Source organism: Pseudomonas sp. 2848 (assembly GCF_003253945.1).
Classification (GTDB): Bacteria; Pseudomonadota; Gammaproteobacteria; order Pseudomonadales; family Pseudomonadaceae; genus Aquipseudomonas.
This window is the reverse complement of the sequence record NZ_QKZD01000018.1, coordinates 18,910-35,714: the sequence shown is the minus strand read 5'-3', so window position 1 is coordinate 35,714 and position 16,805 is coordinate 18,910. Positions and strand designations below refer to the sequence as shown.

At 65.6% G+C, this 16,805-nt stretch carries 14 protein-coding genes; 6 read left to right on the top strand and 8 right to left on the bottom strand.

Annotated features, from left to right (window positions below; translation table 11 throughout):
* Window positions 1–49: 49 nt before the first annotated feature.
* The 3 genes from ggt to DFS21_RS24870 form a co-directional block, all read right to left on the bottom strand.
* Window positions 50–1,717 carry a gamma-glutamyltransferase gene (gene ggt, locus DFS21_RS24880; RefSeq protein ID WP_111533345.1) on the bottom strand — a complete coding sequence of 556 codons (1,668 nt, stop codon included), beginning with the start codon at window positions 1,715–1,717 and terminating at the stop codon, window positions 50–52.
* Window positions 1,718–1,835: 118 nt separating this feature from the next.
* On the bottom strand, window positions 1,836–2,732 hold the full coding sequence (locus tag DFS21_RS24875; protein ID WP_110703733.1) for a LysR family transcriptional regulator: 897 nt from the start codon (window positions 2,730–2,732) through the stop codon (window positions 1,836–1,838).
* 143 nt (window positions 2,733–2,875) lie between these two features.
* Window positions 2,876–3,466, bottom strand: coding sequence for an NAD(P)H-dependent oxidoreductase (locus DFS21_RS24870; RefSeq protein WP_110703731.1), 591 nt, complete (start codon window positions 3,464–3,466; stop codon window positions 2,876–2,878).
* Window positions 3,467–3,625: 159 nt separating this feature from the next.
* Here DFS21_RS24870 and DFS21_RS24865 point away from each other — a divergent pair, with 159 nt between their 5' ends.
* Window positions 3,626–3,940 (top strand): putative quinol monooxygenase, encoded by a 315-nt coding sequence (locus DFS21_RS24865; RefSeq protein ID WP_111533343.1) that lies wholly within the window; start codon window positions 3,626–3,628, stop codon window positions 3,938–3,940.
* Here DFS21_RS24865 and DFS21_RS24860 read toward each other — a convergent pair.
* Window positions 3,930–4,694, bottom strand: coding sequence for a sulfite exporter TauE/SafE family protein (locus tag DFS21_RS24860; protein ID WP_111533341.1), 765 nt, complete (start codon window positions 4,692–4,694; stop codon window positions 3,930–3,932). The genes DFS21_RS24865 and DFS21_RS24860 overlap by 11 nt on opposite strands.
* 78 nt (window positions 4,695–4,772) lie before the next feature.
* On the opposite strand from DFS21_RS24860, the gene DFS21_RS24855 reads away from it, so the two are divergent.
* Complete coding sequence (locus DFS21_RS24855) at window positions 4,773–5,660, top strand: LysR substrate-binding domain-containing protein (protein WP_110703725.1); 888 nt, start codon at window positions 4,773–4,775, stop codon at window positions 5,658–5,660.
* Window positions 5,661–5,759: 99 nt separating this feature from the next.
* Here DFS21_RS24855 and speA read toward each other — a convergent pair whose 3' ends face one another.
* A complete protein-coding gene (gene speA / locus DFS21_RS24850) occupies window positions 5,760–7,673 on the bottom strand; it encodes an arginine decarboxylase (protein ID WP_023631655.1) in 1,914 nt (637 codons plus the stop codon).
* A 152-nt stretch (window positions 7,674–7,825) separates the two neighbouring features.
* The gene (locus DFS21_RS24845) at window positions 7,826–8,197 is read right to left on the bottom strand and encodes a translation initiation factor Sui1 (RefSeq protein ID WP_023631654.1); all 372 of its coding nucleotides are present in this window, start codon (window positions 8,195–8,197) and stop codon (window positions 7,826–7,828) included.
* 340 nt (window positions 8,198–8,537) lie between these two features.
* On the opposite strand from DFS21_RS24845, the gene DFS21_RS24840 reads away from it, so the two are divergent.
* Complete coding sequence (locus DFS21_RS24840) at window positions 8,538–9,143, top strand: DapH/DapD/GlmU-related protein (RefSeq protein ID WP_110703723.1); 606 nt, start codon at window positions 8,538–8,540, stop codon at window positions 9,141–9,143.
* Here the strand turns inward: DFS21_RS24840 and DFS21_RS24835 are convergent.
* The gene (locus DFS21_RS24835; protein ID WP_110703721.1) at window positions 9,140–9,679 is read right to left on the bottom strand and encodes an NUDIX hydrolase; all 540 of its coding nucleotides are present in this window, start codon (window positions 9,677–9,679) and stop codon (window positions 9,140–9,142) included. The two genes, DFS21_RS24840 and DFS21_RS24835, sit on opposite strands and share 4 nt — an antisense overlap.
* A 1-nt stretch (window position 9,680) precedes the next feature.
* Window positions 9,681–10,748, bottom strand: a complete 1,068-nt coding sequence (locus tag DFS21_RS24830; protein WP_102684474.1) for a DUF2333 family protein — start codon at window positions 10,746–10,748, stop codon at window positions 9,681–9,683.
* A 249-nt stretch (window positions 10,749–10,997) separates the two neighbouring features.
* Here DFS21_RS24830 and DFS21_RS24825 point away from each other — a divergent pair, with 249 nt between their 5' ends.
* The 3 genes from DFS21_RS24825 (at window position 10,998) to DFS21_RS24815 (ending at window position 16,663) form a co-directional block, all read left to right on the top strand.
* Entirely contained in the window at window positions 10,998–12,614 is a 1,617-nt protein-coding gene (locus DFS21_RS24825) for a diguanylate cyclase (RefSeq protein ID WP_111533339.1), read from the top strand.
* Window positions 12,577–14,820 carry a methyl-accepting chemotaxis protein gene (locus DFS21_RS24820; RefSeq protein WP_371926944.1) on the top strand — a complete coding sequence of 748 codons (2,244 nt, stop codon included), beginning with the start codon at window positions 12,577–12,579 and terminating at the stop codon, window positions 14,818–14,820. Before DFS21_RS24825 ends, DFS21_RS24820 begins: the two co-directional genes overlap by 38 nt.
* 85 nt (window positions 14,821–14,905) lie before the next feature.
* Window positions 14,906–16,663: a protein-disulfide reductase DsbD gene (locus tag DFS21_RS24815; protein ID WP_111533335.1), complete on the top strand. Its 1,758-nt coding sequence runs from the start codon at window positions 14,906–14,908 to the stop codon at window positions 16,661–16,663.
* Window positions 16,664–16,805: the final 142 nt, after the last annotated feature.

Here is a 16,805-nt window from a genome sequence, read left to right as displayed (position 1 = left end):
CCACTGGTTCGTGGGAGCGGGCTTGCCCCGCGTTCATTTGCGGCTCGGGTTACTTGACGATCATCCCCACCCCACGCCCACGCGGGTCAGACGCCGTCTCCAACTTCTCGCCGGTCACCCGGATCGCCTGGATGTCGCCCATCTCCCAGCCCTGGTCCTCCAGCACGTAGCCCATCTTCTTCAGGTCGTCAGCCACCTGCCCCTTGAGCGGCGCATAGCTGTCGAAGTAGATGGTGTCCTTGGGCAGCAACTGGTGATGCACGCGCTGCGCCGCCACGGCCTTCTCCAGCGGCATGCCGAAGTCGTACAGGTTGTTCATCACCTGGAAGATCGAGGTGAAGATCCGCGAACCGCCCGGGGTGCCCAGCACCAGCACCACCTTGCCGTCACGCGCCACCAGGCTCGGGCTCATCGACGAGAGCATGCGCTTGCCCGGCGCGATGGCATTGGCGTCGCCGCCGACCACGCCAAAGGCGTTGGCCGCGCCCGGCTTGGCGCTGAAGTCGTCCATCTCGTCGTTGAGCAGGAAGCCCGCGCCCTTGACCACCACGCCGCTGCCATAGTCGAGGTTGAGGGTGTAGGTGTTGCTCACCGCGTTGCCCTGCTTGTCGACGATGGAGAAGTGCGTGGTCTGGTGTGGCTCCAGCCCCGGTTTGACCTGGTCGGTTGCGGAAATCGCGTTCGGATTGACCTGGGCGGCACGCTTGGCCAGGTAATCCTTGGCCACCAGCTGGTCGACCGGGACCTTGGTGAAAGCCGGATCGCCGAGATAGTCGGCGCGGTCGGCGAACACGCGCTTCTCGATCTCGGCCAGCAGGTGGATGTACTTGGCCGAGTTGTGCTCGACGCCCTTGAAATCCGCCGCGCGGTCTTCCTTGATGCCCAGCAGCTGGGCCAGGGCGACGCCGCCGGAGCTTGGCGGCGGCGCGGTGTAGACCACGTTGCCGCGCCAGCTGATGGCGATCGGGTCACGCCACACGGCCTTGTAGTCCTTGAGGTCGTCCTTGCTGATCAAGCCCTTGTCGGCCTGCATCTGCGCCACCAGCAAGTCGGCGGTCTTGCCCTGGTAGAACTCGCTGACACCCTTGTCGGCAATGCGCTCGAGGGTCTGCGCCAGCTCCGGCTGCTTGAACAGCTCGCCGACCTTCATGCTGCCGAAGTAGTCGTTGAAATTGGTCGCGGTCTTGAACAGGCCCTGGGCGTCGTCACGGTACTGGTATTGCTTCTGGGCAATCTTGAAACCGTTCTGCGCATAGCCGATGGCCGGGGTCAGCAGCTCGCTCCACTTGAGCTTGCCGAACTTCTGGTGCGCCTCCCACAGCCCCATCACCGTGCCCGGCACACCGGCCGCGCGCACGCCGACCAGGCTGAGGTTCTCGATCACCTCGCCCTTGTCGTCCAGGTACATGGTCTTGGTCGCGGCCTTGGGCGCCACCTCGCGATAGTCGAGGAAGTACGGCTTACCGTCGACGAACAGGGTCATGAAGCCACCGCCGCCGATGTTGCCGGCCTCGGGGTAGGTCACGGCCAGGGTGAAGGCGGTGGCGACGGCGGCGTCCACCGCGTTGCCGCCCTTCTTGAGGATGTCGGCGGCCACCTGTGCGCCATATTGATCAGGCGCGGCTACCGCGCCGCCTTCCAGCGTCACGGCGAAGGCAGAGGAGCAGCTCAGGATCGCGGCCCCGAGGGCCAGGGGCTGGAACATGACAATACGCATGCGCACTTCCTTGGTGTTGTTTTTGTTGATCAGTCATTAAGGCCGAAGCCCTGTAACTAAGCAAACACCCCGGTCGTTTCGCGCCGCCGACGGGCAGACCCTGTCGCGTTCAGGCAACTCAGCAGGCGTAGACGGCCAGCTTTTTCTGGATGAAATCGAGAAAGCACTGGATGCGCAGGGCCAGCTGGGTGTTGCGGTAGTAGACCGCGTGGATCGGCTGGCGATAGCCATTGTTGTGCTCGGCCAGGATCACGTTCAGACGGCCGGCGCGGATGTCCTCGTGGGTCATGAAGTGCGACAGGCTGACGATGCCCTCGCCGGCGATGGCCAGCTGGCGCAGGGTTTCGCCGCTCGAGGCGACCAGCTGCGGGCGGATTGCCCAGCGGTCGCCCTGGGCATGGCGCAGTGGCCATTGGTTGAGCGACTCGAGGGAGCTGAAGCCGAGCAGGCAATGAGCCTCGAGGTCCTCGACCCGTTCCGGTGTGCCATGCCGGGCCAGGTAATCAGGGCTGGCAAGCACCTGCACCGGGCTGCAGCCGAGCGAACGGGCGTGCAGGCTGGAGTCGGCCAGTTCGCCGATGCGGATGGCCACGTCAGTGCTTTGCTCCAGCAGGTCGATGATCAGGTCGTCGGTGTTCAATTCCAGCTCGATGCCGGGGTACTGCTGGCGGAACTCGCCGATCCACGGCAGGATCGCGTGCAGCATGAACGGCGCGGCGGCGTTGATGCGCAGGCGCCCGGTCGGGGTCTGGCGGTTCAGCGACAGTCGCTCTTCCATGTCGTCCATCTGCTCGAGAATCGCCCGGGCGCGCGCCAGGAAGAAACGCCCCTCCTCGGTCAGGTCCATGCGCCGAGTGGTGCGATTGACCAGCGTGGTGCCGAGCTTGCCCTCCAGACGCGACAAGGTTCGGCTGACTGCGGAGGGCGTCTGGCCGATCTGCTCCGCGGCGGCGGAGATCGAGCCGCTGTCGATGACGGCGACAAATACCTGGAGTTCTTCGGATCGGGTTTTCACGCACGAGGACCTGAATGGAGGATGCCGTGATTGATAGCTGTTGAGCCTGGCATGCGCAAGCAGTAAGTCCATCGCGGGACAAGCCCGCTCCCACGAAAATCAGGGCTTCGTGGGAGCGGGCTTGCCCCGCGATGGGTCGCGACTCAATAACCCTTGCCGAACACCTCATCCAGGTGCTGCTGATAAGCCGCCAGCGCCGCCGGCACATCCGGCCGCTTCATCACATCCACGGCCAGGTAGGTCGGCAGGCCGGTCATGCCGAGGAACTGGTTGGCCTTGTGGAACGGGAAGTACACCGCGTCCACGCCCTTGCCCTCGAAGAAATCGCTGGGGTCATCGAACGCCTGCCGCGGCGCGTTCCAGGTCAGCGACAGCATGTATTGCTTGCCCTGCACCAGGCCACCGCTGCCGTACTTCTGCGAGGCGTCGGAGCGGGTACGGCCATCGTTGGCGTACAGGCTGCCGTGGCCGGCGGTGAACACATCGTCGATGTACTTCTTCACGGTCCATGGCGCGCCCATCCACCAACCGGGCATCTGGTAGATCACCACATCCGCCCAGAGGAATTTCTCCACCTCGGCCTGGACGTCGTAACCGCCGTCGATGAAGGTTTCCCGCACATCGAAACCGGCGCGGTCCAGATGGGCCAGTGCGGCATCGTGCAGGGTCTGGTTGAGACGGCCATCGGAGTGGGCGAAGCGTTTGCCGCCATTGAGCAGGAGAATCTTTTTCATGGGAGGGTCAGCCCTGTAAGTGAAGTTGCCGGCAGGTTAGGCAACCAGGGGCCGGGGAAACAGCCAGGGCTGGGCAAAATTCTTTTGCCTGTAAATCACGAATGGTAAACATATTGTTGATTTAGACTCTGCCCACTCCCCCTCACAGAGAACCTACCCATGAGCGAACAGTACGCCTTCATCCTTAAAGCCAAGACCCGCCCGGAGCAGGCCGAGGCCTTCGAACAGCTGTTCCGTCCCTACGTAGAGCCGAGCCGCCAGGAGCCGGGTTGCATCGAGTACCACATGCTGCGCGACAAGGCAGACCCGACCCTGTTCGTGTTTTTCGAGGTATGGGCAAACAAGGACGCGCTGGACGTGCATTCGGCACTGCCGCATATGCGTGCATTCTTCGATAAACGCATGGATTACCTGGAGCGCGATTTCGACATCCAGATGATCGACATGCTCAGCGCTTCGTCCGCTAGCCGTTGACCAGCAGGTGCCCGCCCAGCAGCGCAAGGCCGATGAAGAAGCAGCGCTTGAACAGCGCTGCGCCGATCCGTCCGCGCAGCCACTGGCCGGCGAACATGCCCAGCAACGCCGGCGCCAACACCAGCAGTGAAGCCCCCAGGGCTTGGCCACCCAGGGCATCCTGCCCGGCCAGGCCGACCGCCAGGGCCAGGGTCGAGACGGTGAACGACAGGCCCAGCGCCTGGACCAGCTCGTCGCGGCTCAGGCCCAGGCCCTGCAGGTAGGGCACCGCGGGCATGACGAACACGCCGGTGGCGGCCGTCACCCCACCCGTGAGCAACCCGCAGAGCGGCCCCAGCCAGGGCTCCCTGGCCGGGGCCACGCGCAGCCCTGGGCCGACCAGCCCATAGAGGGCATAGACCAGCAACGCGGCGCCCAGGCCATGGGCCGCCCACGGACCGCTGTCGATTCCCAGCCAGGCGCTGCCCAGCAGGGTGCCGATAAAGATCATCGCCAGCATCCCGCCCAGGCGGCGCAGCAGCGCGAACAGATGGCCGCCGGCCGCCAGCTGCCAGAGGTTGGTCAAGGTCGATGGCACGATCAGCAGCGCCGCTGCCTGTGCCGGAGGCATAGCCAGGCCAAGCAAGCCCATGGCAACGGTCGGCAACCCGAGGCCGATGACACCCTTGACCGCGCCGGCCAGGAAGAAGGTCAGGATCACCAGCAATGACAGCGCCGGACCGATGTTCTGATAAAACGCCAGGAAGGTATTCATGACCGCCATCCTGCCGTGCGGCCAGCACGCTGAAAATCTGCCATATACTCAGGCAGACTCTTGCCAGGACAGAGGCAGATGCATTTCGACCTGATCGACCTCAAGCTGTTCCAGCACACCCTCGAAAGCGGCAACATCACCGCTGGCGCCCGGCGCAGCCACCTCTCGCTGCCGGCCGCCAGTGCGCGCATTCGCGCCATGGAAGCCTCGCTGGGCATACCCTTGCTCGAACGCAACCGCCGCGGCGTGCTGCCCACGCCCGCCGGCCAAGCCCTGCTGCAGCATGCGCGGCTGATCGCGCAGCAGGTCGAGCGCCTGCAATTCGACCTCGGGCACTATGCACAGGGCCTGCAAGGCCAGGTGCGCCTGCTGTGCAACACGGCGGCGTTGACCGAGTACCTGCCGGAGCTGCTGGCCGGCTACCTGGCCGAGCACCCGGGGGTAAGCGTGGATATCCAGGAACTGCCCAGCCTGCATATCGTCCAGGCAATCAGCCAGGGCATGGCGGACCTGGGCATCGTCTCGAATGCCGCGCCCTGCGCAACCCTGCAGACGCGACCGTTTCGCGACGATCCGCTGGTGCTGGTGATGCCACGCGAGCACCCACTGGCGGCCAGCGACCGGGCAGACTTCAACGCCAGCCTGGCCCATGGGCATGTGGGGCTGGGTGCCGACAGCGCCTTGGCGCTGCATCTGGAGGAACAGGCCTTGCGCCTGGGGAGACGAATGCAGGTGCGCGTACGCGCCGAAGGATTCGACGGGGTGATCAGGATGGTCGGAGGTGGCGCGGGGGTGGCCGTGGTGCCGTTGACCTCGGTGCGACGCTGGGAGCACAGCTTGCCGCTGCGCTGGGTCGCCTTGCAGGAAGCCTGGGCGAAGCGCCGCTTGCTGCTGTGCTCGCGGGACTTCAGCGCGTTGCCTGGCTACGCCGCCTTGCTTGTCGAACGCTTGGGCGGCGCCGCCTGAAGGCTGCCGCCACAGGTGATAACCCGTAGCGACAGCCGTGTGCCAGAGGGCCGCGCGGCGGCACCTATGCCAAAGGGCCGCGCGGCGGGCCCGGCACGATCAGGACGACAGGTACGAGGAGCGGGTCAGCCCCAGGCGCAGCGCGTCGAGGTACTGGGTACGCTCGCGGGCGGTGATCCTGGCGCTGGCGACCTTGTCGCGGTAGTGGGTCATCAACTCCTCCGGCGACAGGTGCACGTAGCGCAGCATGTCCTCGATGGTGTCGTGGGTCTCGATACCGGCGTGGTACACGCTGCCATCGGCGTTCTGGTAGATGTTCACCGAGTCGGTGTCACCGAACAGGTTGTGCATGTCGCCGAGGATCTCCTGGTAGGCGCCGACCAGGAACACGCCGAGCAAGTAGTCCTCGCCTTCCTTGACCGCGTGCACCGGCATGCTGGTCTCGATGCTCTGCTCGTCGACGTACTGGTTGATCTTGCCGTCGGAGTCGCAGGTCAGGTCCTGCAGCACGGCGCGGCGCAGCGGCTCTTCGTCCAGGCGGTGCAACGGGATGATCGGCAGTACCTGGCCGATGGCCCAGGTGTCGGGCAGGCTCTGGAACACCGAGAAATTGCAGATGTACTTGTCGGCCAGCTTGTCGTTGAGTTCGTCCAGCACCTGGCGGTGCGAGCGCTGGCGGGCCTTGAGCGAGTTGTGCAGGCGACGGCACACGGCGAAGTAGCACTGCTCGGCCAGGGCCTTCTCGGCCAGGGTCAGCTTGCCGTCGGCGTACTGCGCGGCCACGTCGCCCATGTAGTGGGTGGCGCGCCAGTAGGTCTCGGTAACCATCTCGATATCGGTCGGGCCGAGCAGGTCGGCCAACCACTGCACGGTCTCGGGCAGGCTTTCCTTGTTTTCGATGGTCGGCACTTCGTCGTTGTGGCTCTCGACGTCGGTCACCTGGATCACCAGCATGGCGTGGTGAGCGGTGAGCGAGCGGCCGCTCTCGGAGAAGATGTGCGGGTGCGGCAGGCCCTGCGCGTCGCAGAACTCCTTGAGCATCCCGACCACCACGCCGGCATAGTCGTCCATGTCGTAGTTGATCGAGCTGGCGTTGCGCGAGTGGGTGCCGTCGTAGTCGACGCCCAGGCCGCCACCGACATCGATGTGATCGACCGGCAGGCCCAGGGCGCGCAATTCGCCGTAGTAGCGGATGGCTTCCTTGAAGCCGTGCTGGTAGTCGGCCAGGTTGGCGATCTGCGAGCCCATGTGGAAGTGCAGCAGGCGGATGCCCTGGTCGAGCCCGGCGTCACGGAAACGCTGCACCACGGAGATCAGCTGGGCGGCGGACAGGCCGAACTTGGATTTCTCGCCGCCAGTGTCGGCCCACTTGCTCGACGCCAGCGACGACAGGCGCACGCGCAGGCCGACCTGTGGCTTGACCTTGAGCTCCGCGGCCTCTTCGATCACCAAGGCGACCTCGGACTCCTTCTCGATCACGATGAACACGTTGTGGCCGAGCTTCTGGCCCATCAGCGCCAGACGGATGAATTCGCGGTCCTTGTAGCCGTTGCAGACGATGGTGCCGCCCTTCGGCGCCAGCGCCAGCACAGCCAGCAGCTCGGGCTTTGAGCCGGCTTCCAGGCCGATGGAGACGTTCTGGGTGGCGATGATGTTCTCGACCACCGCTTCCTGCTGGTTGACCTTGATCGGGTACAGCGCGGTGTACTGGCTCTGGTACTCCAGACGCGCGATGTTGGCGTCGAAGGCGCCGGTCAGCTGGCGCACGCGGTCCTGCAGGATGTCGGGGAAACGCACCAGCAGCGGCAGTGACAGACCGCTCTGGCGCAGTTCCTGGACCTGTTCGAAGAGGTCGATCGGCGCGCTGTCCGGGCCGTTGGGGCGCACTTCGACGCGCCCGGCGTCATTGATGGCGAAATAACCTGCGCCCCAATGGCGGATGCCATAAACACTGCGGCTGTCGGCCACGGTCCACTGGCTACCATCGTCTTTGCGTGTGCGTCGTACGGACATTCAAGTCCCCTGTATGAAAAGTCGAAACACTGCCCCACCTCGGGGCGCTGGCAGTGTAAATACTGAAAATGACGATTCTTCCGTGTCAGGCATAGACCCTGCCCACGGGAACGAGTTTAGAAAGCGCTGGGCAAAAAATCGCGCGGCTGCACTCAGCCGCCGGATTTCTTCGCCTTGAAACCCTGCTTGATCAGCTCGGCGAGCAACAGCTCGACGTGATCGCCCTGGATTTCAATGACCCCATCCTTGAGCGCGCCGCCGGTGCCGCAGCGACGCTTGAGCGTGCTGGCGAGCTCCTTGAGCGGTTCCAGGGCCAGGGGGACGCCCGTGATGGTGGTCACCGTCTTGCCGCCACGGCCTTTGCTTTCACGGCGCACGCGGGCAATGCCATCCCCCTCGGGGATGACCTGCTGCTTGCAGATACAGTCGTCCACCGGTTTGCTGCAGTCGGGACAGTGCCGACCGGCATCGGTGGAAAAGACGAGACCGCCCAGGGCGGAAAAGGAAGAAGCTTTCTTGGCCACTTTTGTTCCTCTGTGCCGAGGACAAAAAACTGGTCGGCGGGAGCCGACCGCGATGCCCCACTCTGGCAGGGGCGGCGCTACTGCCGCAAGGTTGTGCGGCAGCCCGAAAAGGGCGCGCAGTGTAACGATAAATCTGGCTGTTGCTAAGTACAGGATTGCGCCATTTTACGAATGTTTTGCGACCTGGCTCACCATAGCGCGACAACCTGGTCCGAGACTCGACGCGAGAGCCGCCCTTCAGGCACCTTGATTCAATACCCGGTAACGATTCACTAATGGCAACGCTTGGAGCAACCCTCATAGTAACGGCCTTCACCAAGCCCATGTAGGAGAGCCGTCCATGAAGATTCCCGCCATCAGCGACTTCATTGCCCGTTGGCAGCAACTGGGACTGAGCCTGCCACTCCCCTGGCAATTGACCCAGGACAGTCAGAATCAGGTTCGGGCATTGCTTGGCACGCTGCCGCCAGGCTTCCGGCGCCAAGGCGATTGCGCGATCCATGAGACTGCAACCATCGAGCCAGGTGCAGTGCTGAAAGGCCCGATCATTATCGGCGCGGATTGCTTTGTCGCTGCGGGGGCCTACCTGCGGGACGGGGTTTACCTCGGCCGCCAGTGCATCGTCGGCCCAAGCTGCGAAGTGAAAAGCAGCTTCATTCTCGACGGCAGCAAACTGGCACACTTCAATTTTGTCGGCGACTCGTTGATCGGAGCGAACGTCAACGTCGAAGCCGGCGCCATCATCGCCAATTATCGCAATGAGTTGGACGGCGCGCCCATCATAATTCGCCACGGCGACGGGGTGATAGAAACGCAAGTCAGCAAATTCGGCGCACTGATCGGCGACATCTGCAAAATCGGCGCAAACGCCGTTATAGCACCCGGTGCCTTGCTTCGGCCGGGTACCAAGGTGCCGCGCCTGGGGCTGATCGACCAAGGCGCCTAGGGTTGAATGCCGGCCATGTAGCGCTCAAGCGCCAACAGCGAATCGGGACAGAGTTGCGACCTGCAAAAGTCGAGCTCCAGCCGGGCAAGCTTGATAAAGCGTGCCTCACTCACCTCCTCGGGTTGCAGCCGCAACGCTCCGTCCCAAACAGCCGAGAATACCGCGCACCATAAGCGGTTGCCCGGCAGGTCGAGAGGGAAGGTTTCATGGAAGCGCAGCTCGACGCCGCTCACCCCCAGCTCCTCCGCAAGCTCCCGGGCCGCCGATTCGGCATAGGACTCCTGCACCCCGACCATCCCCCCCGCCGCCACATCCCAGTAACCGGGATACAGCGCCTTGCTCAGGGTCCGCCGGTGCACGCACAGGTCGCCCGCGCTGTTGAACAGCAGGATGAAGGTACAGCGCCCGATCAGGCCACGCTCACGCAATTCGGCCCGTGGCAGGGCGCCGAGCAATTGGTCATGCTCATCGACCCAGGCCACCAGCTCGGCGTCGGAGGCCGCGCGGTGCGCGACCTCGGCAGGATTGACCGGCATCTCAGCCCTGGGACAGCAGTTGGCGCAGGTCGATGACCGCGGCGTTGGCACGGGAGATGTAGTTTGCCATCACCAGCGAGTGGTTGGCCCACATGCCGAAGCCGCTGCCGTTGAGCACCATCGGGCTCCACAGCGCTTCCTGCGAGGCTTCCAGCTCGCGGATGATCTGCCGCACGCTGACCGTGGCGTTCTTCTTCGCCAGCACGTCGGCGAAATCGACCTCGATGGCGCGCAGCAGGTGCGACAGCGCCCAAGCCTGGCCACGGGCTTCGTAGAACACGTTGTCGATCTGCAGCCATGGGGTCTCGACCACTTCCTCGTCGACCTGTGGCGCCTGGCCCGGGGCCACGGACTCGGTCTTCAGGGTGTTGTTGAGCTTGACCCGGCCGACACTGGCCGACAGGCGCTGCGACAGCGAGCCCAGGCGGGTAGCGACGTCACCCAGCCAGTTGTTCAGGTTGTCGGCGCGGGTGTAGAAGATCGCGCCCTGGTCGCCCTTGGCCAGGCGCACCTGGTAGCGGTTCAGCGACTTGATGCCCTCTTCGAACTCCGACTCGCTCGACGGCAGGATCCAGCTTTTGTTGTCGAAGTTGAAGCGCGGTTCGGCCTTGGCCAGGTCGGCATCCTCGGTCGATTGCGACTGCGAACGGGCGAAGTCCTTGCGCAAGGCGCGGGACAGGTCACGCACCTGGACCAGCACGCCGTATTCCCAGCTCGGCATGTTGTCCATCCACAGCCCTGGCGGGAAACGGTCGTTGGAAATGTAGCCACCCGGCTTGTCGAGCAGGGTGCCGGCGACGGTCTTGAGGGTTTCGATGGTGGTGTAGCCGACCACCATCTGCTGGCCGTTGCGCTCGGCGGCGGCCTGGGCGTTCTGCTGCACCGGGAACAGCTCGGGCTCCTGGCTCCAGTACCAGCCCAGGCCGATGCACACCAGCAGGTAGAGGCCGATCAGGGTGCCCAGGGCACGGCTCCAGAGGCCGCCAACGTAGCTACGGGTAGCGGCGCCGCGGGTTTCGACCCGCTCGCGGGGCTCGGCCTTGGCCTCGCGGTTTTTCCAATCCAGCATGGCATTGTCCTTAATCAGTCACGAACGGTTCAGGGTTTGGACCACAGGCCTCGGCCAGGGTGCCACGACAAACCCAGGTGACAGCACTATAAAGCAGACGCCGCCATTCGTATAAGCGACCAACAGGTCAGCAACTGAATTACGGTCCCTTAACACTTTGTTGACCCGAGGCACTCGCTTGTCGGAAAAGCGGTGCTAGCATAGAGCCATCATTGAACCTGCACCCTCCCACTCATAAGTAGTCAGGACATGACCCAGCCAGCCGAGCCGAGCCACGAACGCCTCAAGCAGCATTTTGCCCAGCGGGTGATCCACCAGGCTCGGCAGATCCTCGAGATCTGGCAGCGCCTGCAGCGTGGCGAGTGGTCCAGCGGCGACCTGGGCGAGCTGTGCGAGGCCAACCTGCGCCTGCAGCGCTATGCCGAACGCTTCGAGCAGCCCGAGCATGGCAGCCTGTCAACGGCCATCGGCCAGACCCTGCGCGCCATCGAAGCCAACAGCGCACGCCTGAACTCGGAACTGATCAGCGAACTCAACCGCCTGATGCAGCGCCTGTCGCGCACCGGCCTGCGCAAGGGCGACCAGCTCGACAATGTGCCCCTGCCGCCGCTGCGCAAACCGGTGTACATCGTGCTGCAGGACCACGACCGCGCCGAGCGCCTGGCCCAGCAACTGGAGTTCTTCGGCCTCACCGTGCAGGCGCTGTGCAGCGCCGAGGCGTTCCAGGCGTCGATGAGCGAGCGCCTGCCGTCGGCGATCGTCATGGACGTCGACTTCACTGGCGCCGGCATCGGCCTGCAACTGGCGGCCCAGGCGCAGCAGGGCCTGGAACAACCGGTACCGCTGCTGTTCTTCAGCCTGCATGAAACCGACACCCCGACCCGCCTGGCCGCAGTGCGTGCCGGCGGCCAGGAGTTCCTCACCGGCACCCTGGACGCCTCCAGCCTGCTGGAGAAGCTCGAACTGCTGACCAGCGCCACCCAGTACGACCCGTTCCGCGTGCTGGTGATCGACGACTCCCGGGCCCAGGCCCTGCACACCGAGCGAACGCTCAACAGCGCCGGGATCATCACCCGCACCCTCACCGAGCCGATCCGCACCATGAGCGAGCTGGCGGACTTCCAGCCCGACCTGATCATCCTCGACATGTACATGCCCGCGTGCACCGGCCCGGAACTGGCCAAGGTGATCCGCCACAACGACCGCTACGTCAGCGTGCCGATCATCTACCTGTCGGCCGAGGACGACCTGGACAAGCAGCTCGACGCCATGAGCGAGGGCGGCGACGACTTCCTCACCAAGCCGATCCGCTCGCGGCACCTGGTGACCACCGTGCGCAACCGCGCCGCCCGCGCCCGCCACCTCAAGGCGCGGATGGTGCGCGACAGCCTCACCGGGCTGTACAACCACACCCACATCCTGCAATTGCTCGAGGACTGCAGCTTCCGCGCCCGCCGCGAAGTGCAGCCCCTTAGCTTCGCCATGCTCGACATCGACCACTTCAAGAAGATCAACGACCGCCACGGCCACCCCATGGGCGACCGGGTGATCAAGAGCCTGGCGCTGTTCCTCAAGCAGCGGTTGCGCAAGACCGACTTCATCGGCCGCTACGGTGGCGAGGAATTCGCCATCGTCATGCCCAATACCGGACTGGAAGCGGCGCACAGGGTGCTCGACGAAATCCGTCGGCGCTTTGCCGAGATCCATTACCCGGCCCAGCCCCACGACCTGCAATGCACCTTCAGCGCCGGGGTGGTGCAGTTGGACGAGCAACTCGACGCGCTGACCATGGCCAGCGCCGCGGACGAGGCGCTGTACCGCGCCAAGCATGCCGGGCGCAACTGCGTGGTGCGGGTCGAGCCTTAGCTCATCGCGGGGCAAGCTCGCTCCCACGTGCGATGCCTGGACGCCTGCAATTGGCTTGCTCCATTTGCGCAGAATGGCGCATGACTCGTGGGAGCGGGCTTGCCCCGCGATGGACCAGGCACCAATACCGGCACTGTGCCACTTTTTTTATGGCGCCAACCCGCCGTCGTCATCACCTCGTCACAAAATCGCAATAACTTCAGGCCCGACTTCTCCACTCCCCCTCCGCAGGAAGTTCGCGGCTATGCGCCTGAAGTGGCTGACCAATTTCAACACCCTGTTGCTGGTGACCGTGTGTATCGCCCTGGGCGCGACCCTGTGGTGGTCGCAACGCGCCCTGGAACGTCCCTATCAATTGATGGAGCGCTACCTGGGCCTGTCCCAGCAGTTCCAGAACGACGCCGCGCGCAACATCCAGGCCTACCTGGGCAGCGGCGACGCCCTGCGCCACGCGGCGGCCATGGAGGCCAACACGCAATTGCAGGCAGCCCTGGCCGACTGGCCTGAGCCCCTGTCGGCCAAGCTGCGCCCGAGCCTGGACAGCCTGCAGGGCTTCACCGCCAACGAACTGCTCGCCGCCGGCAAGCTGGCCGGCGATCCCCAGGCCTTGCTGCTGCAAGCCGAACGGGAGCTGGGGGCGAACCTCGAGCAACTGGCCGGCTATGCCCGTGACAGCGGCAACGCCGACGCCAGTCGTTACCTGACGCCGCTGCTGGAAGCCTCGCTGCACCTGGGCCGCCTGTCCCTGGCCCGCGACAAGCTGGTCAGCAGCGGCCGCGCCGAACTGGCCGACGAAGTGGACCGCGAACTGCAGCAGATCGCCGCCCAGGCCCAGGCCATCGACGGCATGCCACTGCTGGGGGTGACCCGCGCCGCCGAATCCAATGCCGATGACTTCGCCGCGATGATGGGCCTGGAGTCGCAAGCCAGCGCCGAGCAGGAAGACGTCGCCGTAGGCCTGAAACGCGAGCTGCACAGCCTGCTCGGCCGCTACCCTGCCGAACTGCAACGTACCCGCGAGCAAATCGAGCGCCGCGCCACCCTGGCCGCCAGCACCGGTGAGCGCCTGGAGGCGGTGCAGCAGGCCATCGCCGGCCTCGAGCCCGAGGTTCGCGGCCTGCACGCCACCATCGCTGGCGAGGTACGGCTGATCCAGGGCCTGATGATCGGCCTGATCCTGCTGATCGCCCTGCTCATCGATACCCTGCAGCGTCGCCTGGCACGCACCCTCACCAGCCTGGCGCCGGCGCTGTCGCGCTGGGCCGAGGGCGACTTCGCCCAACCCATCGCCCTGGGCCGCACCAACCGCGAGTTGCACGATATCCAGGAATCGCTGAACCGCCTGCGCCAGTACCTGGTGGAGCTGGTCGGCACCATCCGTCACAACGCCGAACAGGTAGCCCGCAGCAGCCATGCCCTGGCCGGCATGAGCAGCGCCCTGCACGACGGCGCCGAACGCCAGGCCGGCGACACGGCGCAGATCCGCGACGCCCTGGGCGAGCTGGAGGCGACCATCCAGCAGGTGGCCGGCGATGCCAGCTCCGCCGCCGAGGCCAGCCGCGACGCCGGCCGGGCCGTGGAGCAGGGCCAGACGGTGATCGGCCAGAGCCTGTCCGGCCTGCGCGCGCTGGTCGACGAGGTGCAAGGCAACGCCCGGATGATCGAGCAACTGGCGGAAGAGTCGGCGACCATCGGTGGCGTGCTCACGGTGATCCGCGCGATTGCCGAGCAGACCAACCTGCTGGCGCTCAACGCCGCCATCGAAGCGGCCCGGGCCGGCGAGATGGGCCGAGGCTTCGCCGTGGTGGCCGACGAAGTGCGCTCGCTGGCGCAGCGCACCACTGGCGCCACCGGCGAGATCCAGGCGCTGATCGACCGCCTGCAGCAAGCCGCCCGCGATTCGGTGGACGGCATGCGCACCCAGCTGGAGCACGCCGAGGCCACGGCCAACCAGGCACAGTCGGCCGATGGCGCGTTGGACGCGATCGTCAGCGCCATCCGCACCATTTCCGACACCGCGGTGCGCATCGCCGATGTGACCGCGCAGCAGACCGGGGCGGTGAGCGAGATTCGTGATCACAGCGAGAGGATCCACGAGCTGGGCGAGGACAACCTGCAGCGTATTGGCGAAGGGCGTGAGCAGGGCGAGCAGTTGCTCAAGCTGGGCGGTGAGTTGAACACGGCGGTGCGGGCGTTCCGGCTTTGAAAGCATCGCGGGGCTTGCCCCACGATGGCCCATAGCCCTGCCAAGTCCGCTATCATGCCGCCACGTTCCACCTCGCGAGTCCGCCATGCGCCGCCTGTTTTTCCTGTTGTTCCTGCTGCTGGCCAGCCCTGCGTTCGCCAGCGGCCTGCTCGACAACCGCCCCAGCGCCACCCTCGGCGCCGCGTCCAACAGCGCCGACTTCCTGCCGGTGCACGAAGCCTTCAAGCTCAGCCTGATCGAGGCCGACGCCCAGACCGTCAAGCTGCGCTTCGTCGCCACCGACGGCTATTACCTCTACCGCCACCGCTTCCAGTTCCGCACCGAGCCTGCGGACATCAAGCTCGGCGCGCCGAACATCCCCCAGGGCGAGGCCAAGCACGACGAGTTCTTCGGCGATGTCGAGGTGTACCACGGCGTACTCGACATCGAACTGCCGCGCAACGACGCGCGCGCCTTCACCCTGCTGGTGGGTTACCAGGGCTGCGCCGACAAGGGCCTGTGCTATCCGCCGGAAACCGAGCGGTTGAGCATCGATGGCCAAGGCGCCCCGCTGCCGGCAAGCGCCGAACAGGGCTGGACCTGGAAGTCGCTGCTGCTGTTCTTCCTTGCCGGTGTCGGCCTGACCTTCACCCCGTGCGTGCTGCCGATGCTGCCGATCCTCTCCGGGGTGGTGCTGCGCGGCCAGGTCGGCGGCCTGCGCGGGCTGTCGCTGTCGCTGGCCTACGTGCTGCCGATGGCGGCGAGCTTCGCCGTGCTCGGCGCCTTGATGGGCCTGTTCGGCGCCGGCCTGAACCTGCAGGCGCGCCTGCAGTCGGCCTGGGTGCTGGTGCCGTTCGCCGCATTCTTCGTGCTGTTCGCCCTGGCCATGTTCGGCCTGTTCGACCTCAAGCTGCCGCAGGCTTTGAGCAGCCGCCTGGACAGCCTCGCCCACCGCACCAAGGGTGGCTCGCTGCTGGGCGCCGCGGTGCTCGGCGTGCTGTCCAGCCTGCTGGTCTCACCGTGCGTGTCGGCGCCGCTGGCCGGCGCGCTGCTGTACATCAGCGCCAGCGGCGACGCGCTGGGCGGCGCCCTGAAACTGTTTGCCCTGGGCCTGGGCATGGGCGCACCGCTGTTGCTGGTCGCCACCGGTGGCGCCGCTTGGCTGCCCAAGAGCGGGCCGTGGATGAACACGGTGAAGAACGCCATCGGCGTGCTGCTGCTGGGCCTGGCCATCGGCCTGCTCAGCCGCGTGCTGCCGGGGCCCGTCACCCTGCTGCTGATCGGCCTGTTGGCCGCCGGCGTGGCGTTGTTCCTCGGCGCCCTGGAATTCGTGGTCAAGACCCCACGCCAGCGCCTGGCGCAACTGCTTGGCCTGGCGCTGTTGGTCTATGCGCTGGCCTGCTGGTATGGCGCCCTTAGCGGCCAGGGCGACCCACTGCGCCCGCTGCCGCCACCCACCGTGGCCGGCAGCCCCGCAGCGGCCAAGGCCGACGCCTGGCAGACCATCACCCGCCCCGCCGCCCTCGACGCCGCCCTGGCCGAAGCCAAGGCCGCCGGCCAGCCAGTGTTGCTCGACTGGTACGCCGACTGGTGCATCAGCTGCAAGGTGATCGAGCACGAGGTGCTCAACGCGCCGCAGGTCGAGGCGCAACTCGGCGCCTTCCGCCTGCTGCGCTTCGACATCACCGAAAGCAATGTCGAACAGCGCGCCCTGCTCGACCGCTACCGCCTGTTCGGCCCGCCCGCGTTAATGTTCTTTGCGGCGAACGGCAGCGAAATGACCAGCGATCGGGTGATTGGCGAGATAAACGCCGGCGATTTTGCCCAGGTTGTGGCGCGCGTGCGCGGCCAACTCGGTCTATAACTTCCCGCAGCCTCTGAAAAATCCGCTGGCGAGTGACCAAAGTTAATCATCCGGTCACATACTTTGCGTGAATCTCGGACATCGTGCTGGCTATTGCCGGGAACTGGACACTCAGCGCCTGTTGCGGCATAGTCGCCGCGCT